This is a genomic window from Pikeienuella piscinae (genome assembly GCF_011044155.1).
In the GTDB taxonomy this organism is placed as follows: Bacteria; Pseudomonadota; Alphaproteobacteria; order Rhodobacterales; family Rhodobacteraceae; genus Pikeienuella; species Pikeienuella piscinae.
The window spans coordinates 4,060,733-4,080,578 of record NZ_CP049056.1 but is presented as its reverse complement, the minus strand read 5'-3'; the positions used below and the strand labels follow the sequence as shown (position 1 = coordinate 4,080,578).

The following is a 19,846-nucleotide window of genomic DNA, read 5'->3' as shown; positions in this document are numbered from 1 at the left end:
CAGAGCCAGCAGGATGATGATCCAGAGCGGAACGCCGATCAGCCAGAGTAATATCGCACCCATTGGTTATCCTCCCTACGCCCAGCGGCCGAATTGGGTGAAAACGCGCCCTTCGTCCCGGTGGCGTCCGCCAACGCCCGCCGCCCAATAGGCGCCGGCCCCGGCGATCAGGAGCGACGACGCCAGCACGAACGCTGATAGAATCGAGTATTTGCGCGCGGTTTCGGCCGCCGCTTTCGCCTCGGCGTCGCTGAGTTCCGGCTTCGCCGCGACGGTCGTCGCGGTCTCCGACGCAGTGGCCGGGTCCGACGCAGAGGACGACGCGTCGGTCGCCATGCTCTGCGCGGCAGTGGCGGCCGCGGTCGTTTCGGCGGCGTCCTGGACGGCGGTGTTCGCGCTCGCAGCCAGGAGAGCGGCGCCGAGCAGCACCGCGACGCCCCACATGGTCAGGCCGTGGACGCCATCGCGGATGCTCACCTCGTCGACGCTCGCGCTATCGATACGCCGCCGCATGCGGCCGGCGATGTAACCGCCCGCCATGAAGCTGGAGATCGTGGTCCACAACATCCAGCAACCGACGGCGACCAACGCCGCGAGCGCCGATCCCTCGCCCTTGTACGGGGAAATGAACGAGAGCCCCAACGCCGCGCCGAACGTCATGAAAACGAACGCGATCCCCGACGCGACGACTGCGCCCGCGAAGATCGACGACCAATCGACATAGTTTCCCTGATCGGCGAGCGCGGGGCGGGCCGCCGAGGTCGGCGCTTCAATTCGTTCCGACATCTTACTGTCCTCTCTCGTGATCGGTCATGGAGGGGCTATTGCAGCCCGAGCAGGGACAGGACCGCCATGACGACGACCACGAGCCCGACAAGATAGATTATTCCGTGCATCCCGTTTCTCCCGTATGATTCAATCAATTCCGCGCCGCGCGCGTGACGGGCGCGACGCCTGTTCAACGTCGCGACGGATGAAGGGTTCCCGAGTCTCCGAGCGAAATGGCGTCCGGTCGCACCCGGCGGGAACGCCATCTCTTGCTCCCGGCGCTTGACATGAGGCGTGCGCGCGGGAAAGAATTTTACCAATTAGTCAAAAACAGGGTGGTAGCCAGATGCCAAACTCGCCCATGACGCCAGGGCTCGCCGCTGGACGGTTGCCGGCGGAGACGATCGACGCGAATTTCGCCGACCTGCACCCGCCGCTCGACGCGCACGAGGCGCTGGTCGCCGCCGACCGGTGCTATTTCTGCCACGACGCGCCCTGCGTCGCGGCCTGCCCGACCACGATCGACATCCCGCTCTTCATCCGACAGATCGCCACCGGCTCGCCGGAGGGCGCGGCGCGGACGATCTTCGCGCAGAACATTCTCGGCGGCATGTGCGCCCGCGTCTGCCCGACCGAGACGCTGTGCGAGGAGGCCTGCGTGCGCGAGGCGGCGGAGGGCAAGCCGGTGGAGATCGGCCGGCTCCAGCGCTTCGCCACCGACATGCTGATGGCCGGCGAACAGCCCTTCGAGCGCGAAGCGGCGACCGGCCGGCGGATCGCGGTGGTCGGGGCCGGTCCGGCCGGGTTGGCCTGCGCGCACCGGCTGGCGATGAAGGGCCACGAGGTGACGATCTACGACGCCCGCCCCAAGCCCGGCGGGCTCAACGAATACGGCATCGCCGCCTACAAGACGGTCGAGGAGTTCGCGGAGCGCGAGGTGGAATGGCTGCTCGGAATCGGCGGGATCACGCTGAAGACCGGCCGCCGGCTCGGGGCCGACATGACGCTCGACGAGCTACGCGATCATCACGACGCGGTGTTCCTCGGCCTCGGGCTCGCGGGGGTCAACGCGCTCGGGCTCGAGGGCGCCGAGGATGGGAGCGCGGAAGATGCGGTGGAGTTCATCGCCGCACTGCGCCAGGCGGAGGACCGCCGCGCGCTTCGCGTCGGGCGCAATGTCGTTGTCATCGGCGGCGGCATGACCGCGATCGACGCGGCGGTGCAGGCCAGAAAGCTCGGCGCGCTGAACGTGACGCTCGCCTATCGACGCGGCCGCGAACGGATGAACGCCAGCGCGTTCGAACAGGATCTCGCGGCGACTTCCGGCGTGCGCATCCTCACCAACGTCGCGCCGATACGGATCAGCGCGGGCGAGGTTGAACTCGCCTACACCACGGAGGGCCCGGACGGGCTGCGCGAGACCGGCGAGACCGTGATCCTCAAAGCGGATCAGGTGCTCGCCGCGATCGGCCAGCGGCTCGACGGCGCGCCTGAGACTTTGGCGCTAGAAGGTGGTAAGATAAGCGTCGAGGGTCCCGGCCGCACCACGCTCGCCAGGGTCTGGGCGGGCGGCGATTGCGCCGTCGGGGGCGACGATCTGACCGTGACGGCCGTGGCCGAGGGGCGGGACGCGGCCGAGGACATTCACGCCGCGCTGACCGGAGGACGCTGATCCAGGGCGCGGACGAAAGGCGAGGCGATGCCCGATATCGAGACCGAGGTCGCGAAGCACTACACCACCGGAGCGCTGATGCGGCATATCCTCAACGCGCTGAGGACGCTGGACATCGACCCCGATGCGGCGACGCCCGACGACCTCGCTGCGGTGGACGAGTTTCACACCGGCGGGCGGCGGGCGACCGACGATCTTCTCGCGCAGTTGACGATCAAGCCGGGAACGCTCGCGCTCGATATCGGCTGCGGCATCGGCGGGCCGGCGCGGCACGTCGCGCACACGAAGGGCGCGCATGTCACCGGAGTCGATCTGACGCCGGAATTCATCGAGACTGCGCGGGAGCTTTCGGCGCTGGTCGGCCTCGCGGACCAGACCGATTTCCATACCGGCTCGGCGCTAGCGCTGCCGGTGAAGGACGGGCATTTCGAACTCGCGCTGCTGCTGCATGTCGGGATGAACATCGAGGACAAGACCACCCTCATGGCGGAGGCGAAGCGCGTCCTGAAACCGGGCGGGACATTCGCGGTATTCGACGTGATGAGGGCGGAGGACGAGACGACGCCCCTCGCGTTCCCGTTGCCCTGGTCGGAAGCCGCCGGGACTTCCTTCGTCACCCCCCTTGCCGCCTACGAGGACGCAGCGCGCGCAGCCGGGTTCGAGATCGTCGCGACGCGCGCGCGGGCGCAGTTCGCGCTCGACTTCTTCGCCGAGGTTTTCGCGCGGATGAAGGAACACGGCCCCTCCCCGCTCGGCATCCACCTGATGATGCGGGAGACCGCGGGCGAAAAGATAAAAAACTATGTCGACAACGTGAAGGCCGGCCGCATCGCGCCGGTCGAACTCATCCTCCGCGCCTGAAAGGAGCCAGCCCATGGCCAGCCTCTCCAGTGAATTCCTTGGGATCAAATCCCCCAACCCGTTCTGGCTCGCCTCCGCGCCGCCGACCGACAAGGAATACAACATCGTCCGCGCCTTCAAGGCGGGCTGGGGCGGCGTCGTCTGGAAGACGCTGGGCGAGGCAGGGCCGCCGGTGGTGAACGTCAACGGCCCGCGCTACGGCGCGATCTGGGGCGCGGACCGGCGGCTTCTGGGACTCAACAATATAGAGCTGATCACCGACCGGCCGCTGGAGGTGAATCTGCGCGAGATGAAGACGGTCAAGCGCGACTGGCCGGACCGGGCGTTGATCGCCTCCATCATGGTGCCCTGCGAGGAGGCTGCGTGGAAAGCGATCCTGCCGCTGGTGGAGGAGACCGGGGCCGATGGAATCGAGTTGAATTTCGGTTGCCCGCACGGGATGAGCGAGCGCGGCATGGGCTCCGCCGTCGGTCAGGTGCCGGAATATATCGAGATGGTCGCGCGCTGGTGCAAGCAGACGACGCGCATGCCGGTGATCGTGAAGCTGACGCCCAATATCACCGATATCCGTAAGCCCGCCGCGGCGGCGAAGGCGGGCGGCGCGGACGCGGTCAGCCTGATCAACACGATCAACTCGATCACCGCGGTCGACCTCGACAGTTTCGCGCCGGAGCCGACGATCGACGGAAAGGGCTCTCACGGCGGCTATTGCGGCCCGGCGGTCAAGCCCATCGCGCTCTCCATGGTCTCCGAGATCGCCCGCGACCCGGAGACCGCCGGCCTGCCGATCTCGGGCATCGGCGGGGTGACGACATGGCGCGACGCGGCGGAGTTCATGGCGCTCGGCTGCGGCAACGTGCAAGTCTGCACCGCGGCGATGACCTATGGCTTCGCCATCGTGAAGGAGATGACAGCCGGGCTTTCCGACTATCTCGACGGCAAGGACATGGCGCTGGCGGATCTGGTCGGGCGGGCGACGCCGAACGTCACCGACTGGCAGAATCTGAACCTGAATTACGTCACCAAGGCCCGGATCGATCAGGATTCATGCATCAAGTGCGGCCGCTGCTTCGCGGCGTGCGAGGACACCTCCCACCAGGCCATCGCGATGAAGCCGGGTCGGGTCTTCGAGGTGCTCGACGACGAATGCGTCGCCTGCAACCTCTGCGTCAATGTCTGCCCGGTGGAGAACTGCATCACCATGGAGCGACTTGATGTCGGCGCCACCGACCCGCGCACCGGCAAGGTCGTGGTCGAGGAGCACGGCGACTGGACGGCGCACCCAAACAATCCGGGGGCGGTGGCGGCGGAGTGAGACGTCGTCGAAAAAGCAAAGAATAAGAGTGCGTGCAGATTTCGAAGCACCGGCAGAATCTGCGCATGGCTGGTCTGAACTCGATGCCATGCAGTGCTTGCCGCAGTGCCAAGACGGCATCACTCCATCCGGATTCAAACCACTCAAAGAAATTGGCGATGTTCAGGATCTCGCCGATGCGCTCGGGCTGAATCATCATGAGATCTCTCTCGTTCGTCCGGGGAACGATCCGCCCGATGCGATCCGTACCGTCGGCGAGCGGATTATAGGCGTCGAACATCGATGGTTGACGAATAGGCAACTTCGAAAAGGCCGCGACGCGCTCAGAAAGGGTAAACCCGTCCACGGAGTATCTTTTCACGAGAAACTTGAACCACGGGATCGGGGTATCGTTTGGAACCTCAGTGAATCTCAACTTCGCAATGAGATTTTGGAATCAATTGCAAGGAAAGAACGTGATCTTTGTCGTTGGCCAGATGAACCTGTGCTTTCAGAGAGATGGCTGGTGCTCGTGCTTGAAGACTCAGATCATCAGCGATGTTGGGAAGAAGTAGAAAACTGGGCCAAGCGCATCGAAACTCAAGCGACAGAGTTTGATGCGATCTATTTGTTGCAGGGCTATGATCCGACCCTTGGACGTCACCGGGCAATACAGATACTCGGTCGTTGAGCTGACGTAGTGATCCACGACGCACCCCGACATTCCAGAGGCAGAGCGCCGAAAGAAACCGGGCGCAAGATTGACCAGAGAATTATTTCTCTTATATATTCTTCTGAGAACAATGCTGAGAGAATATGATGGGAACTCTGATCGCGAAGAGAGCGCCGGTCAGCGACGACCGGCTTCTGGCGAAAGCGGCGCTGCGGGCGGCGGAGCATCTGCGGATGACCCATGCCGAGCTTTCCGAGGTGATCGGCGTCTCGCCCTCGGTGATCTCGAAGATCAGCAACAAGGACGCCGCCCTGCCCCGCTCGCCGAAGGCGCGGGAGGTCGCGGCGCTTTTCATCCGCTTCTATCGTGCGCTGGACGCCATCGTCGGCGGCGACGACGACGCGGCGGCGAAATGGCTGCGGAGCGACAACACCGCGCTTGGCGGCGCGCCGGCGGCGCGGATCAGGACCATCGCCGGGCTGACGGACGTGCTCGCCTATCTCGATGCGCGCCGCGCGCTCATCTGACCTTGGGCCGGGATCGGGCCTGATCTGGCGCGTCGTCGAGGCGCAGCACAGGGTTTCGACCATGAAGCTGGTCGATAACGCCGAAGAACAGGAACGGCTCGAAGCGCTGCTCGACGAAACGAAGCCGCCGGTTCCGGCGCCCTGCCGGCATCTTCACTGGCTGATGTTCACGCCGTTCCGCTATCCCGCGCGCACCGAAAGCCGGTTCCGCCGCGCCGGCCCGCTCCACCCTGTCTTTTACGCCGCCGAAAGCGTCGATACGGCGATAGCGGAGATCGCATTCTGGCGCCTGCTCTTCTTTATCGAGAGTCCGGCTGCGCCCTGGCCGGCGAATCCGGTCGAACTGACCGCCTTCAGCACCGTCTACGAGACAGCGAAGCGGATCGATCTCACCGCGCCACCCTTCGACGCGGCGGCGGCGCTCTGGACCCACCCTACTGACTATACGGCCTGTCACGACCTGGTTGACCAGGCCTTCGCCCTCGGCGCCGAAGCCATTCGCTCAACCTCAGCTCGCGATCCCTTGAATCGGGCCAACGTCACGCTGCTTTCCTGCGCCGCGTTCCGCGACGCCGCCCCGCGCGCGACGCGGACATGGCGGCTCAGCCTCTCGGCGGCGGGGCCGTTCGCGCGCTGCGAGACGCCGGCGCGGGCGCTCTCGTTCGGGCGGGACGCCTTCGCGGCCGACCCGAGGATCGCGGCGATGAACTGGGAGCGGTGAGCGCCGCCTGTTCGCACCCGGAGCGGCAGCCGGATATGCGGCGCGAAACCGGCGGCGAGCCCGGCTCAGGGCCGGGGTCGGCGTGGCGCGGGCCGGCGGCTATTCCGCCGCGACCCCTTCCAGTTTCCCTCTGAAAGTCCGATGCCGCGGGGCGTTCGGGTCGGCTTTCACCGCCGCGATCTGACTTGCCATCTCGCGCTGCACATATTGCGCGAACGGGCCGAGATGGGCGTAAAGACCCGCAGTGTAGAGCGCGTGCTTGATCGCGCGGGGGTTCTTGCGCAGGACATGGGCGAGGAGGCGCCACACATGGCCTCGCATGTCGGGGCGTTTGACGGTGATGTTCCAGAGGAACTGAATGAACTGCTTGACGTCATGACGGATGGTCGAGCGGCGGAGATCGCCGACGACGCCGGAACAATCGAGCAGCTCGACCGTCTTGCGCACCCGCGCGAAGTAGTTCGCAGGTTCGTAAATCCGCTTCACCACCTTAAGATATTGCTCGAGGATATCGGCGCGGGGCCTCAATGTCTCGAAATTCAGGCCGGAGACGCACTGGTCGCCGTCCTGCTCATCCTCGATCACGCCGAAAAGGTCGTGCAGGCGCTGTTCCTTCTCCAGCCGCCGCTGGAGTTGGGTGTTGGGAAGCGCGACGAGGAGCCCGACCATGGAGACCGGAATCGACGCCTCCTCGATCAACTCGATCATGCCTTCGGAGGCCAGTTCGCTCTCGTTGTCGAAACCGACGATGAAACCGGCGACGATGAAGATGCCGTAGGTGTTGATCTTGTGGATGCACGACGCGATGTCGCGCTTGGTGTTCTGCTTCTTCTGCATCGCGACCAGCACGTCCGGGTCCGGGCTTTCGATGCCGACGAAACAGGCGAAGAATCCGGCGTCGCGCATCATGCCGAGAAATTCGTCGTCATCGGCGAGGTTCAGCGAAGCCTCGGTGGAGAACTCGAACGGGTAGCCGTGGCGTTTCTGCCAATCGACGAGGTGCGGCAGGAAGAGTTTCACCGCCTTCTTGTTGCCGATCAGGTTGTCGTCGACGAAATCGACATGACCGCGATAGCCGAGCGCGTAGATGCGGTCGAGCTCTGCGAGGATCTGCGCGGTGTCCTTGGTGCGGGGCTTGCGGCCGAAAAGCTCGATGATGTCGCAGAATTCGCACAGAAACGGGCAGCCGCGGGAAAACTGGACATTGAGCTGAACGTAATTGGAGAAATTCAGCAGATCGAAGCGCGGATTCGGTGTCTTGGTGACATCGATCGAATGAAGCGGCGCGCGAAATTCGCCTTCCGAGGCGCCGGTTTCCCATGCGTCGATGAACGCGTCGATCGCGCCCTCCGCCTCTCCGATGATGCGGAAGTCGAGATCGGCGTATATCTCCGGCGAGGAGGAGACGTCCGGCCCGCCGACGACGGTGATCTTTCCGCGCGCCTTCGCTCGCGCGGCTGTCGCCAGCAGGTCCATCTGCTGGGTGATCATACCGCCGAACATGACGAGATCGGCGGCGTCGATCTCCTCGTCGGTCAGTTCGGCGACATTGCGGTCGACAAGACGCACCCGCCAGCTCTCAGGCAACATCGCCGCGACGGTGATCAGCCCGAGGGGCGGCGCGGGGTATTTCGCGCCGACGAGCTCGCAGGTCTCGACATAATTCCAGAAGGACGTGTTCGAGAACTTCGGATGGATGAAAAGCACGTTCGGCGCGGCGCGCGACATTGAATGACCTCCGGTCGGATAGGGGCACCCTACCGGTTTCGGCGGCCCGGCGCGATGAAATTCGGAGACGTTGACCTTTCGTCGCCCGGGCGCCAACTCTCGCGCCGATGAACGCTACGCCCGCGTCCCTACCCGGCCATGCCGCGATGCTGCTTTTCGCGGCGCTCGTTTCCGTCTCGTTCTCTCTCGGCGCCCGCGCCGCGCCGCATATCGACCCGGCCGCGCTCTCGGCCGCGCGCTTCCTGATCGCCGCAATCGCGATCGGCGCGATCGCGGCGCCCCGGATGCGGCTGAAGCATTTCCGCGCGACCTGGCGCTATCCGCTGCTCGGCGGGCTGCTCGGGGGCTATTTCGTCCTCATGTTCGAGGCGCTGAAGCTGACCGACCCGATCTCCACCGGCGCGATCTTCACGTTGACGCCGATCATGACCGCCGGGTTCGCCTGGCTCCTGATGCGACAAGTGACGACGGGGCGCATGGCGGTCTCCCTGGCGCTCGCCGGGACGGGCGCGATCTGGGTGATCTTCCGGGGCGATATCGAGGCGATCCTGGGGCTTGAGCTTGGCAGGGGCGAGGCGATCTTCGTGATCGGCTGCTCGTTCCACGCGCTCTACGCCCCGCTCGGACGGATGCTGCACCGGGGGGAGCCGGTGCTCGTCTACACTTTCGGCGGACTGATCGGCGGCTTTCTCGTCACCGGCCTCTATGGCGCGCGGGCGCTGGCGGAGACAAACTGGACGACGCTGCCGCCGGTGGTCTGGATCGCGCTTTTCTACCTTGCGCTGGCGGCGACGGCGGTGACGCTCTTTCTCGTCCTCTTCGCGACGCTCCGGCTACCTTCCGCGAAGGTCATGGCCTACGGCTATCTGGTGCCGAGCTTCGTCATTCTCTGGGAGGGGCTTTTCGCCGGCGTCTGGGTCGCCGCGCCGGTCTGGCTCGGGGTCGTGGCGACGATCGGCGCGCTCCTCCTGCTGCTGAAGGATTAGCGCGGCCGCAGCCCGTCGAGAAAGAGCGTCCTGAGGAACGCCGCGCCGTCATGGAACCGCCCCTCGCCATCGTCGCCCAGCACCGCGCGGACCTGCGGGTCGAAATCGGCGTAGTGCTGCGTCGTCGCCCAGATGGCGAAGATCAGGTGATAGGGGTCGATCGGGCGGATGCGACCCTGCCGGATCCAGGCCCGGATCACCTCGGCCTTCTCGTCCACCAGCGCCTTCAACTCTCCCGCGAGAACGTCGCTCAGATTTGGCGCGCCTCGCAGCATCTCGTTCGCGAAGAGCCGGCTTTCGGCTGGAAAATCCCGCGCCATCTCGATCTTGCGATCGAGATAGGCTGCGATCTCCGCCGCCGGATCGCCGGTCTCGTCAAGCGCGCGCAGCGGCGCGAGCCAGTCGTCGAGCAGCCGCTCCAGCACCTCGCGATAGATCGCCTCCTTGGAAGGGAAGTAATAGAGCAGATTGGGTTTCGACATGCCGGCGCGCTCGGCGATCGCGTCCACGGTTGCGCCGCGGAAGCCGTCCTGAGCGAAGATATCGATGGCTGCGGCGACGATCCGCAGGCGGTTCTCTGTCTGGATGCGGGTCCGTCTGGGGTTGGGCAAACAGCGTCTCCGGCAGCCGGGACTTGACCCCGTCATTCATCTTGCTAGCGTCGTTTTTACCAGATGGTCAAGAAGAAGGGGGAGCGCCATGGTCGCACCGGGTGAGAACATGAAGATCGACGCCGAGCGTCTCTGGGACAGCCTGATGGAGATGGCGAAGATCGGCCCGGGCGTGGCGGGCGGCAATAACCGCCAGACGCTCACCGACGAGGATGGCGAGGGCCGGAAGCTCTTCCAGTCCTGGTGTGAAAAAGCCGGGCTGACCATGGGCGTCGACGAGATGGGCGATATGTTCGCCCGGCGCGAAGGCGAAGAGCCGGACCTGCCGCCGGTCTATGTCGGCTCGCATCTCGACACCCAGCCGACCGGCGGGAAATACGACGGGATTCTCGGCGTGCTCGGCGGGCTGGAGCTGATCCGCACCCTCAACGACCTCAACGTGAAGACCCGCCACCCGATCGTGGTGACGAACTGGACCAACGAGGAAGGCACCCGCTTCGCCCCCGCCATGCTCGCCTCCGGCGTCTTCGCCGGCGCGCTCGACCGGGACTGGGCCTATGCGCGCGAGGATGCCGACGGAAAGACCTTCGGCGCTGAGCTGGAGCGGATCGGCTGGAAGGGCGAGGAGAAGGTCGGCGACCGCAAGATGCGGGCGTTTTTCGAGCTTCATATCGAACAGGGCCCGATACTGGAGGCCGAGGGCAAGGAGATCGGCGTCGTCACCCACGGTCAGGGGCTCTGGTGGCTGCAGGTGACGCTGACCGGGCGCGCCGCGCATACAGGCTCGACGCCGATGTCGATGCGGGTGAACGCCGGCCTCGGCATGGCGCGGATCACGGAACTCGTGCACACCATCGCGATGGAGAACCAGCCCGACGCCGTCGGCGCCGTCGGCCATTGCGACGTCTACCCGAATTCGCGGAACGTCATTCCGGAGAAAACCGTCTTCACCATCGACTTCCGCTCTCCCGATCAGGCGAAGCTGGACGGCATGAAGGCGCGGCTGGAGGCGGAGGCGCCGAAGATCGCCGAAGAACTCGGCCTCGGCATCGAGATCGAAGAAGTTGGCCATTTCGACCCGGTGACATTCGATGAAGGCTGCGTCAGCGCGGTGCGAAACGCCGCCGAACGCCTCGGCTATTCCCACCAGAATATTGTGAGCGGCGCCGGGCATGACGCCTGCTGGATCAACCGGGTCTATCCGACCGCAATGGTGATGTGCCCCTGCGTCGACGGGTTGAGCCATAACGAGGCCGAGGAGATCACGAAGGACTGGGCGGCGGCGGGGGCCAATGTCCTGATGCATGCGGTGGTGGAGACGGCGGAGGTTGTGGGTTGAGTTTCTCCGTTTCAGGAGGCTCTACGATGTGCGTGTTAGCCGCAATTTTTCCATCGGCTTTACACGCACAGAACCTCCACATCCCCAACGAAGGGATCGCTGGACTAGGGATGGTGGAGTGCGAACAGATCGTCCAGTGGGACGAGCAGAACACATCTATGCATTACCTAGTTGGGTGGGTGCACGGTTGGTGGACCGGTTACAACTTGTATCTGGCCGAAAAAGGGAAGCCGCTGAGAGACACTCAAAGCGACGGGGACGGCGTAACATCTCTGCACGGGTTGGAAAGAATAATCGTAGGTCACTGCGTGACTGAACCAGACAGCCCGTTGGTGAAAGTGGCGGCAGATATTTTTGATCTTCTGCCTGAACTGGACCCTACTGTACCAACGCAATGAAAATATCTAGTGAGGCCATCCCATGACCACCACTACCATCAAGAACGGAACCATCGTCACCGCCGACCTCACTTACAAGGCGGACGTGAAGGTCGAGGGTGGGAAGATCGTCGAGATCGGACCTGATCTTTCCGGCGGCAAGGAACTCGACGCCACCGGCTGCTATGTCATGCCGGGCGGGATCGACCCGCATACGCATCTGGAGATGCCCTTCATGGGCACCTATTCCAGCGACGATTTCGAGAGCGGCACCCGCGCCGCGCTCGCGGGCGGGACGACGATGGTGGTGGATTTCGCCCTGCCCGCGCCCGACCAGCCGCTCCTTGACGCTATCGAGATGTGGTCGAACAAGTCCGGCCGCGCGAATTGCGACTATTCCTATCACATGGCGATCACCTGGTGGGGCAAGCGGGTTTTCGACGAGATGCCGAAAGTGGTGGAAAAAGGCATCAACACCTTCAAGCACTTCATGGCCTATAAAGGCGCGCTGATGGTGAACGACGACGAGATGTTCGCCTCCTTCCAGCGCTGCGCCGAGATCGGCGGAATGCCGCTCGTCCATGCCGAAAACGGCGACGTGGTCGCGGACCTTTCCGCGCGCCTGCTCGCCGAAGGCAATGACGGGCCGGAGGGCCACGCCTATTCTCGCCCGACGCAGGTGGAGGGGGAAGCGACCAACCGGGCGATCATGATCGCCGACATGGCCGGGGTGCCGCTCTATGTCGTCCACACCAGTTGCGAGGAAAGTCACGAGGCGATCCGCCGCGCGCGCCAGAACGGGAAACGCGTCTTTGGCGAGCCGCTGATCCAGCATCTGACGCTGGACGAGAGCGAGTATTTCAACAAGGACTGGGACCACGCCGCGCGCCGCGTGATGTCGCCGCCGTTCCGCAACAAGAAGCACCAGGACAGCCTCTGGGCCGGGCTGCAGGCTGGCTCGCTCCAGGTCGTCGCGACGGATCACTGCGCCTTCACCACCGAGCAGAAGCGCTACGGCGTCGGCGACTTCACCAAGATCCCGAACGGCACCGGCGGGCTGGAGGACCGGATGCCGATGCTCTGGACCCATGGCGTCGCCACAGGCCGTCTGACGATGAACGAGTTTGTCGCCGTGACCTCCACCAACAGCGCCAAGATCCTCAACTGCTACCCGCGAAAGGGCGCGGTGCTGGTCGGGGCGGACGCCGACCTGGTGGTCTGGGACCCCGAAAGGGAAAAGACGATCAGCGCCAAGAGCCAGCAATCCGCCATCGACTACAACGTCTTCGAAGGCAAGCATGTGAAGGGCCTGCCGCGCTACACGCTGACCCGCGGCCATGTCGCGATCAACGACGGCGATCTGAACATGCAGGAAGGGCGCGGTGAGTTCGTCGCGCGCGAACCCTTCCAGGCGGTGAGCAAGGCGCTCTCGAAATGGAAGGAACTGACCGCGCCGCGGAAGGTTGAGCGGACGGGCATACCGGCGAGCGGGGTGTGAGCATGGCCAGGGTGGCGCTCGTCATCGGCGGCGGCAGCGGGATGGGCGCCGATTCCGCCCGCCGGCTTCGCGCCGACGGGTTCGAGATCGGCGTGATGTCGTCATCCGGCAAGGGCGCCGCGCTGGCGGAGGAGCTGGGCGGCCTCGGTTGGACCGGCTCCAACCAGTCGAACGAGGATATCGCCGCGTTCGTCGACGCGGCGATGGCGCGCTGGGGCCGGATCGACGCCTTGGTGAACTCCGCCGGGCACGGCCCGCGCGCGCCGGTGCTGGAGTTGACCGACGAGGACTGGCATCGCGGGCTCGACGTCTATTTCCTGAACGTCGCGCGCGCGGTCCGTCTCGTCACGCCGGTGATGGTGGCGCAGAAATCCGGCGCCATCGTCAACATATCGACCTTCGCCGCGTTCGAGCCGGACCCGGTCTTCCCGACCTCGGGCGTGTTTCGCGCCGGCCTCGCCGCCTACACGAAACTGTTCGCGGACAAGTATGCGCCGGACAATGTGCGGATGAACAATGTCCTGCCCGGCTTCATCGACAGCCTGCCGGAGAAGGCGGAGTTTCGGGACCGCGTCCCGATGGGCCGCTACGGCTCCTCTTACGGGGAGATCGCGGCGACGGTGGCGTTTCTGGCTTCCGACGGCGCGGCCTATATCACCGGGCAGAACCTGAGGGTCGACGGCGGGATCACAAGGTCGGTATGAGCGTCGTCTCCGCCTCCGCGCTCAGCCTGACATTCGAAACGGATGACGGCCCGGTCCATGCGCTTTCCAACGTGTCGCTGGAGGTCGAGAAGGGCGATTTCGTCTCCTTCATCGGGCCTTCGGGCTGTGGCAAGACTACGTTTCTGCGGGTGATCGCCGATCTGGAGCGCGCGACCGGCGGCGCGATCACGGTGAACGGCGTCTCGCCGGAGGCGGCGCGCCGGGCGCGCGCCTATGGCTATGTGTTTCAGGCGGCGGGGCTTTATCCCTGGCGGACAATCGGCGGCAATATCCGCCTGCCGCTGGAGATCATCGGCATCCCGAAGGCAGAGCAGGCCGAGCGCGTGGCGCGGGTGCTGGAACTGGTCGAGCTTGAGGGGTTCGAGAAGCGCTTTCCCTGGCAGCTTTCGGGGGGGATGCAGCAGCGCGCCTCCATCGCGCGGGCGCTGGCCTTCGACGCCGATCTCCTCCTGATGGACGAACCTTTCGGCGCGCTCGACGAGATCGTGCGCGACCATCTGAACGAGCAACTGCTGGCGCTCTGGGCGCGGACCGAAAAGACCATCTGCTTCGTCACGCATTCCATCCCGGAGGCGGTTTACCTTTCAACGAAAATCGTGGTGATGAGCCCCCGCCCCGGCCGGATCATCGACGTGATTGACAGCCCGCTGCCGAAGCAGCGCCCGCTCGATATCCGCGAGTCGCCGGAATTCCTGGAAGTGGCGCATCGGGTGAGGGAAGGGCTGCGAGCGGGGCACAGTTATGAGGATTGAAGGCGATGACTAACCGGGAGCTTCAAAAAAGCGCTACCCTCGAAGCCCTAGCGACGAAGAACGACGGAATGACCTGGGTAGAGTGCGCCAAGGCGATTTGGACCCGCCGCGAGATGGATCTAAGGAGTCAGGGTGACCTCTTCTACACTTGGCACTACGATATGCGGTGGGCCATGCAACTGCTTCGTGACGAAGGCAAGGTAGCCAACGTATCGCGAGGAACTTGGGCGCTCGCGTGATGTCCCGCGCCCTCCCCGTCGCAACCGTCATCGCCGCGATCATCGTCATCTGGTATCTCGGCGCGGTCTGGATGAACGCGCAATGGGAGCGCGATCAGGCCGAGCGCGCCGGGGTAGAGATCACCCTTGCGGAGATCATTCCGAAAACCATGGCGCAGGAGCGGCCGGTGCTTCCGGCGCCGCATCAGGTTGCGGTCGAGCTTTGGGACACGGTCGCTGCGAAACCCGTCACCTCCAAGCGCTCCCTCGTCTGGCATGGCTGGATCACGCTTTCCGCGACGCTCCTCGGCTTCGCATTCGGCACGGCGCTGGGGGTGATTCTCGCCATCGGCATCGTCGCCAGCCGGACCATGGACATCAGCGTCATGCCCTGGGTCATCGCCAGCCAGATGGTGCCGATCCTCGCCATCGCGCCGATGATGATTGTCGTTCTCAACGCCGCCGATGTCGGCGGCCTGGTGGCGAAGGCGATGATCTCGATGTATCTGAGCTTCTTTCCCGTGGTCGTCGGCATGGTGAAGGGGTTGCGCAGCCCGGACGCGCTGCAACTCGATCTCATGCGCACCTACAGCGCCAACGGTGCGCAGACCTTCCTGAAGCTGCGGCTTCCGGCTTCGCTTCCCTATCTCTTCACGTCGATGAAGGTCGGCGTCGCCGCCTCGCTGGTCGGGGCCATCGTCGCGGAGATGACGCTGAGCCAGGATGGCGGGCTCGGCTCGCGGCTGTTGAACGGCTCCTATTACGGGCAGACGATGATGATCTGGGCGGCGCTGATCGCGTCCGCCGTGCTGGCCGGAGGGTTGATCCCGTTGATCGGCGCGGCGCAACGGCTGGCGATGCGCGGGCGCCCGACATGAGCGGCGCGGCGCTTCCGGTTCTCGCTTTGGTGATCTGGGCGGCTTCGTGGGCGCTGAACGTGTTCATGACCGGGCGCGAACGGGCCTGGCCATGGGTGCGCTACGCTGTTCCGGCGCTCTTTGGGGTGACGCTGCTGGCGCTCTGGGAGATCGGCGTCGCGGCGCTGGAGATTTCGCCCGTTCTGCTGCCGCCGCCCTCAGTCATCGCGGCGCGCATCGCCGGCTCGCTGCCAATCCTCTGGGTCGATTTTCTCCAGACCTTCAAGGGCGTGATGGCGGGCTACGCCATCGGTTGCGGCGCGGCGTTCCTGACGGCGCTGGCGGTCGACCGCTCATCCTTCCTGCAGCGCGGGCTGCTGCCCGTGGGCAATCTCGTCGCGGCGCTGCCGGTCATCGGCGTCGCGCCGATCATGGTGATGTGGTTCGGCTTCGACTGGCAGTCGAAAGCGGCGGTCGTCGTCGTCATGTGTTTCTTTCCGATGCTGGTGAACACCGTCGAGGGGCTTCGCGCCGCGGATCACATGCAGCGCGACCTGATGCGGACCTATGCGGCGACCTACGGCCAGACGCTGGTGAAGCTGCGCCTGCCGGCCGCGGCGCCGTTCATCTTCAACGGGCTGAAGATCTGCACCACGCTTTCGCTGATCGGCGCGATCGTGGCGGAGTTCTTCGGCACGCCCATTGTCGGCATGGGGTTCCGGATCTCGACCGAGGTCGGGCGGATGAATGTCGACATGGTCTGGGCGGAGATCGCGGTCGCGGCGCTTGCCGGCTCGGTTTTCTATGGCATGGTGGCGCTCATGGAGCGCGCCGTCACGTTCTGGCATCCGTCGCAACGGGGTTAATCGGACGCGCTTTCAAGCAACAGGAGAGGACGATGAAGAAACTTATGATCGGCGCCGCAATCGGGGCGTTCGCGCTCGGCGGCGTGGCGGCGGAGGCCGCCGACAAGGTGACGCTACAGCTGAAATGGGTCACGCAGGCCCAGTTCGGCGGCTATTACGTGGCGAAGGACAAGGGCTTCTATGAGGAAGAGGGGCTCGACGTCGAGATCAAGCCGGGCGGCCCGGACGTGGCCCCGGTGCAGGTGCTCGCCGGGGGCGGCGCCGACGTCATGGTCGACTGGATGCCCTCGGCCCTCGCTGCGCGGGAAAAGGGCGTGCCGGTTGTGAACATCGCGCAGCCCTTCAAATCGTCGGGCCTCAACCTCGTCTGCCGGAAGGAGACCGGCATCACCACGCCCGAGGACTTCAAGGGAAAGACCCTCGGCACCTGGTTCTACGGCAACGAGTATCCGCTCCTCAGCTGGATGTCGAAGCTCGGCTTCTCGACAGAGGGTGGGGACGACGGCGTTGTGATCCAGAAGATCGGATTCAATGTCGATCCGCTGCTCCAGAAGCAGGCGGACTGCATCACCGCGATGACCTATAATGAATACTGGCAGATTCTCGACGCTGGCCTCTCGCCTGATGATCTCGTGATCTTCAGCTATGAGAAGGAGGGCATCTCGACGCTGGAGGACGGGCTCTACGTGCTGGAGGAGAACCTCGAGGACCCTGCTTTTCAGGACAAGATGGCGCGGTTCGTCCGGGCCTCGATGAAGGGTTGGAAATGGGCCGAGGCGAACACCGACGAGGCCGCTGAAATCGTGCTCGAGAACGACATGACCGGCGCCCAGACCGAAAAGCATCAGAAGCGGATGATGGGCGAAGTCGCCAAGCTGACCGCCGGATCGAACGGCGAGCTCGACCCCGCCGATTACGAGCGGACGGTGGAGACGCTGCTCTCGGCCGGCTCGGACCCGGTCATCACCAAGGAGCCGGAAGGCGCCTGGACACACGCGATCACCGACAAGGCGCTCTGAGCGTCTCTCACGTGAAGAAGGGCCCGCGCCGGGAGCGGCGCGGGCCTTTTCGATTCAGGTCCTTCCCGCCCGTGCGACCTGGAAGGTCGTGACGATATCCTCCTGCGTCAGCGCCTTGTGGCTGGCGGGCTGGTCCGCGGATTTCTCGTCTATCGTCTCGCCACCGACGCCGACCGAGCGGGCGACGCTGATGACGCGGGACAAGGAAGCGTAGACGCGATACCAGAACGGGCCGCCAAGCCCGATCAGCACGCCGGCGAGCAGCGTATAGGCCGCCCAGCCGAAATAGCTCCGGTCGACATTGCCGGCGCAGCCGGTCGCGGCGAAGACGCCATCCAGCTTCCAGCCGAAGATCGTTAGTTCGGCGAGCCCGGAGCCGCAATAGGGATAGTAGCTCGGCCCGATCGGCAGGCGCACGTCTGTGCGAAAGGCGACGAGCGAATCCGAGAGCCCTTCGATCGACTCCGAGACCTCGTCGAGCGTCGCCTCCTCGACCCCGGTCTGCGCCGCCTTCAGACGCGCGACGGCGGCGTCGTTCTCCACCTTCGCCGCCTCGGCGCGTGCGAACAGCGTCTGGCGCGCGCCGGGATCGTCCATCAGGTAGACGAAGACCCGCCCGGCGTCGACATTCGCGCCAAAGGCGAAAAGAACCGCCGCGATGGCGGTGTAGCGATGCGCCTTGTAACGAAAGCGCTCCGCCGCCGCGGCCGCATAACGTTCATAGGTGCGGGCGATGTCGGTGAGCTTTTCGCGCAACTCGCTGCGGCCGTATTTCGCCAGCGCGTCGCCCAACTCGCTTTTCGCAAGGCGCTGAAGCAGCGAATAGGTGGTGATCTTCTCGTGCCCGAACCGCATCGAAGCGAAGGGGATCTTCGCCGCCTTCGCCGTCAGCGGGCTGAGCGAAAGCTTGTCCTTCAGCATGTCTACATCCGCAGTGGAGAGCCGCCCGTCGCCATCCGCGTCGAGCACCCCGGCCAGCTCCGTCTTCACCGACGGGACAATCTCGTCGACGATCAGTCGCTCGATCGCGTCGGCGAGTACGATCTGCCGCACCGCCAGCAGCCGCAGGAACGCCTCCGCTATGCCGGTGACGATGGTCGACAGCACGATCATCACCACGGCGAAGGCGGCGGCCCCTTCGAGAATCTCCATCGCGCGCTCCCTCTACTCCCGGGAGAAGACGGTCGCCGAGAATCGCCGCGACGGCAAGGATTTCAGGTGAAGGCGATCTGCGTCTTCATTGCGCGGCGCCGGTCGTTCGCGGTGGTGAATGCGGCTTCCGCGTCGTCCAGCTTCATGGTGTGAGTGATCAGCGGCGCCGGGTCGATCAACCCGTCCCGCATCAGGCCAACGGCGAAGGCGAACTCCTCGTGAAAGCGAAACGCGCCGCGCAGGTCGATCTCCTTGGCGGTGATCGCCTGCATAGGGACATTCATGTCGCCGCCCATCCCGACCTGCACCAGCACCCCGCGTGGGCGCAGCGCAGCGACGCCGGCGGCGAGCGCCGATGGCGCGCCGGAGCATTCGAAATGGACGTCGAACCAACCCTTGTCGGCCCCGTAGGGCGCCAGCGCCTCCGGCTCTGCGCCGATATCCGCCACGCGGTCAGCGCCGGCGCGGCGCCCATGCGCCAGCGCCTCCGCCGCGAGATCCGTCACCACGATCTCCGCCGCGCCGGCGCGGCGCGCGGCGAGGATAGCGAGCGCGCCGATCGGCCCGCAGCCGGTTATCAGCACCCGTTTGCCGATCATCTCGCCGGCGCGCCTGACCGCGTGGAGGCAGACCGAAAGCGGCTCCGCCATCGCCGCGACGCCGGGGCTGAGCCCCTCCGCCTTCACGCATTGCGAGGCGCCCGCGACCAGGTGCTCGCGAAATGCGCCCTGGATATGCGGGAAGGGCATCGCCGAACCGTAAAAGCGCATGTCGAGGCAATGATTGCGAAGCCCCTCGGCGCAGTAGCGGCAACGCCCGCAGGGGCGCGACGGCGAGATGGCGACGAGATCCCCTTCGCTCAACCCGGTCACGCCGGGGCCGAGCGCCTCGACATGGCCCGAAACCTCATGGCCGAGAATCATCGGCTCCCTGATCCTGACCGCGCCGAAGCCGCCGTGATTGTAATAGTGAAGGTCGGAGCCGCAGACCCCGCCGACAGCGAGCCGGACCCTGACCTCACCCTGCCCCGGCGCGCCGGTCTCGCGTTCCTCGATACGAAGGTCCTTCGGGGCGTGGATGACGATTGCGCGCATGGAGCCTCCATTCTTTCCCCCGTGAGCATGTCGGAAAGCGCGCCGCCGCGCCAGCCTCACTTGCGGCGCGGCGGCGCGGCGGCGATGATGCGCGGCACACGAAAGGGA

The 19,846-nt window shown here is 65.2% G+C and carries 19 protein-coding genes; 14 read left to right on the top strand and 5 right to left on the bottom strand.

Features of this window, described 5'->3' with window-relative positions; translation table 11 throughout:
• Nucleotides 1-75 precede the first annotated feature (75 nt).
• Nucleotides 76-786, bottom strand: coding sequence for a transmembrane 9 family protein (locus G5B40_RS19425; protein ID WP_165102324.1), 711 nt, complete (start codon nucleotides 784-786; stop codon nucleotides 76-78).
• 328 nt (nucleotides 787-1,114) lie between these two features.
• Here G5B40_RS19425 and G5B40_RS19420 point away from each other — a divergent pair, with 328 nt between their 5' ends.
• The 6 genes from G5B40_RS19420 to G5B40_RS19395 all read left to right on the top strand — a co-directional run bounded on the left by G5B40_RS19420 (nucleotide 1,115) and on the right by G5B40_RS19395 (nucleotide 6,516).
• On the top strand, nucleotides 1,115-2,440 hold the full coding sequence (locus G5B40_RS19420; protein WP_165102321.1) for an NAD(P)-dependent oxidoreductase: 1,326 nt from the start codon (nucleotides 1,115-1,117) through the stop codon (nucleotides 2,438-2,440).
• A 27-nt stretch (nucleotides 2,441-2,467) separates the two neighbouring features.
• Complete coding sequence (locus G5B40_RS19415; RefSeq protein ID WP_165102318.1) at nucleotides 2,468-3,301, top strand: class I SAM-dependent methyltransferase; 834 nt, start codon at nucleotides 2,468-2,470, stop codon at nucleotides 3,299-3,301.
• A gap of 13 nt (nucleotides 3,302-3,314) precedes the next feature.
• Nucleotides 3,315-4,616 carry an NAD-dependent dihydropyrimidine dehydrogenase subunit PreA gene (gene preA, locus G5B40_RS19410; RefSeq protein WP_165102315.1) on the top strand — a complete coding sequence of 434 codons (1,302 nt, stop codon included), beginning with the start codon at nucleotides 3,315-3,317 and terminating at the stop codon, nucleotides 4,614-4,616.
• 28 nt (nucleotides 4,617-4,644) lie between these two features.
• On the top strand, nucleotides 4,645-5,286 hold the full coding sequence (locus G5B40_RS19405; protein ID WP_165102312.1) for a hypothetical protein: 642 nt from the start codon (nucleotides 4,645-4,647) through the stop codon (nucleotides 5,284-5,286).
• Nucleotides 5,287-5,414: 128 nt separating this feature from the next.
• Entirely contained in the window at nucleotides 5,415-5,795 is a 381-nt protein-coding gene (locus G5B40_RS19400) for an MbcA/ParS/Xre antitoxin family protein (RefSeq protein ID WP_211907370.1), read from the top strand.
• 61 nt (nucleotides 5,796-5,856) lie between these two features.
• The gene (locus G5B40_RS19395) at nucleotides 5,857-6,516 is read left to right on the top strand and encodes an RES family NAD+ phosphorylase (protein WP_246209651.1); all 660 of its coding nucleotides are present in this window, start codon (nucleotides 5,857-5,859) and stop codon (nucleotides 6,514-6,516) included.
• Nucleotides 6,517-6,615: 99 nt separating this feature from the next.
• On the opposite strand, the gene G5B40_RS19390 is transcribed toward G5B40_RS19395, so the two are convergent.
• The gene (locus G5B40_RS19390) at nucleotides 6,616-8,244 is read right to left on the bottom strand and encodes a B12-binding domain-containing radical SAM protein (RefSeq protein WP_165102303.1); all 1,629 of its coding nucleotides are present in this window, start codon (nucleotides 8,242-8,244) and stop codon (nucleotides 6,616-6,618) included.
• 107 nt (nucleotides 8,245-8,351) lie between these two features.
• On the opposite strand from G5B40_RS19390, the gene G5B40_RS19385 reads away from it, so the two are divergent.
• Complete coding sequence (locus G5B40_RS19385; protein WP_165102300.1) at nucleotides 8,352-9,230, top strand: DMT family transporter; 879 nt, start codon at nucleotides 8,352-8,354, stop codon at nucleotides 9,228-9,230.
• Here the strand turns inward: G5B40_RS19385 and G5B40_RS19380 are convergent.
• Nucleotides 9,227-9,841 (bottom strand): TetR family transcriptional regulator C-terminal domain-containing protein, encoded by a 615-nt coding sequence (locus G5B40_RS19380; RefSeq protein WP_246209650.1) that lies wholly within the window; start codon nucleotides 9,839-9,841, stop codon nucleotides 9,227-9,229. The two genes, G5B40_RS19385 and G5B40_RS19380, sit on opposite strands and share 4 nt — an antisense overlap.
• An 88-nt stretch (nucleotides 9,842-9,929) precedes the next feature.
• Here G5B40_RS19380 and G5B40_RS19375 point away from each other — a divergent pair, with 88 nt between their 5' ends.
• The 7 genes from G5B40_RS19375 to G5B40_RS19345 all read left to right on the top strand — a co-directional run bounded on the left by G5B40_RS19375 (nucleotide 9,930) and on the right by G5B40_RS19345 (nucleotide 17,492).
• Nucleotides 9,930-11,180: a Zn-dependent hydrolase gene (locus G5B40_RS19375; protein WP_165102294.1), complete on the top strand. Its 1,251-nt coding sequence runs from the start codon at nucleotides 9,930-9,932 to the stop codon at nucleotides 11,178-11,180.
• A gap of 420 nt (nucleotides 11,181-11,600) precedes the next feature.
• Nucleotides 11,601-13,055, top strand: coding sequence for a dihydropyrimidinase (hydA, locus tag G5B40_RS19370; protein ID WP_165102291.1), 1,455 nt, complete (start codon nucleotides 11,601-11,603; stop codon nucleotides 13,053-13,055).
• A 2-nt stretch (nucleotides 13,056-13,057) separates the two neighbouring features.
• The gene (locus tag G5B40_RS19365; protein WP_165103863.1) at nucleotides 13,058-13,759 is read left to right on the top strand and encodes an SDR family oxidoreductase; all 702 of its coding nucleotides are present in this window, start codon (nucleotides 13,058-13,060) and stop codon (nucleotides 13,757-13,759) included.
• Nucleotides 13,756-14,532, top strand: a complete 777-nt coding sequence (locus G5B40_RS19360; RefSeq protein WP_165102288.1) for an ABC transporter ATP-binding protein — start codon at nucleotides 13,756-13,758, stop codon at nucleotides 14,530-14,532. Before G5B40_RS19365 ends, G5B40_RS19360 begins: the two co-directional genes overlap by 4 nt.
• Before the next feature lie 238 nt (nucleotides 14,533-14,770).
• Nucleotides 14,771-15,628: an ABC transporter permease gene (locus tag G5B40_RS19355; protein ID WP_165102285.1), complete on the top strand. Its 858-nt coding sequence runs from the start codon at nucleotides 14,771-14,773 to the stop codon at nucleotides 15,626-15,628.
• Nucleotides 15,629-15,693: 65 nt separating this feature from the next.
• A complete protein-coding gene (locus G5B40_RS19350) occupies nucleotides 15,694-16,473 on the top strand; it encodes an ABC transporter permease (protein ID WP_425500096.1) in 780 nt (259 codons plus the stop codon).
• A gap of 32 nt (nucleotides 16,474-16,505) precedes the next feature.
• Nucleotides 16,506-17,492 (top strand): ABC transporter substrate-binding protein, encoded by a 987-nt coding sequence (locus tag G5B40_RS19345; protein WP_165102279.1) that lies wholly within the window; start codon nucleotides 16,506-16,508, stop codon nucleotides 17,490-17,492.
• A gap of 54 nt (nucleotides 17,493-17,546) precedes the next feature.
• On the opposite strand, the gene G5B40_RS19340 is transcribed toward G5B40_RS19345, so the two are convergent.
• Entirely contained in the window at nucleotides 17,547-18,644 is a 1,098-nt protein-coding gene (locus tag G5B40_RS19340) for a hypothetical protein (RefSeq protein ID WP_165102276.1), read from the bottom strand.
• A 62-nt stretch (nucleotides 18,645-18,706) separates the two neighbouring features.
• On the bottom strand, nucleotides 18,707-19,738 hold the full coding sequence (locus G5B40_RS19335; protein WP_165102274.1) for an L-idonate 5-dehydrogenase: 1,032 nt from the start codon (nucleotides 19,736-19,738) through the stop codon (nucleotides 18,707-18,709).
• Between the last annotated feature and the right edge of the window lie 108 nt (nucleotides 19,739-19,846).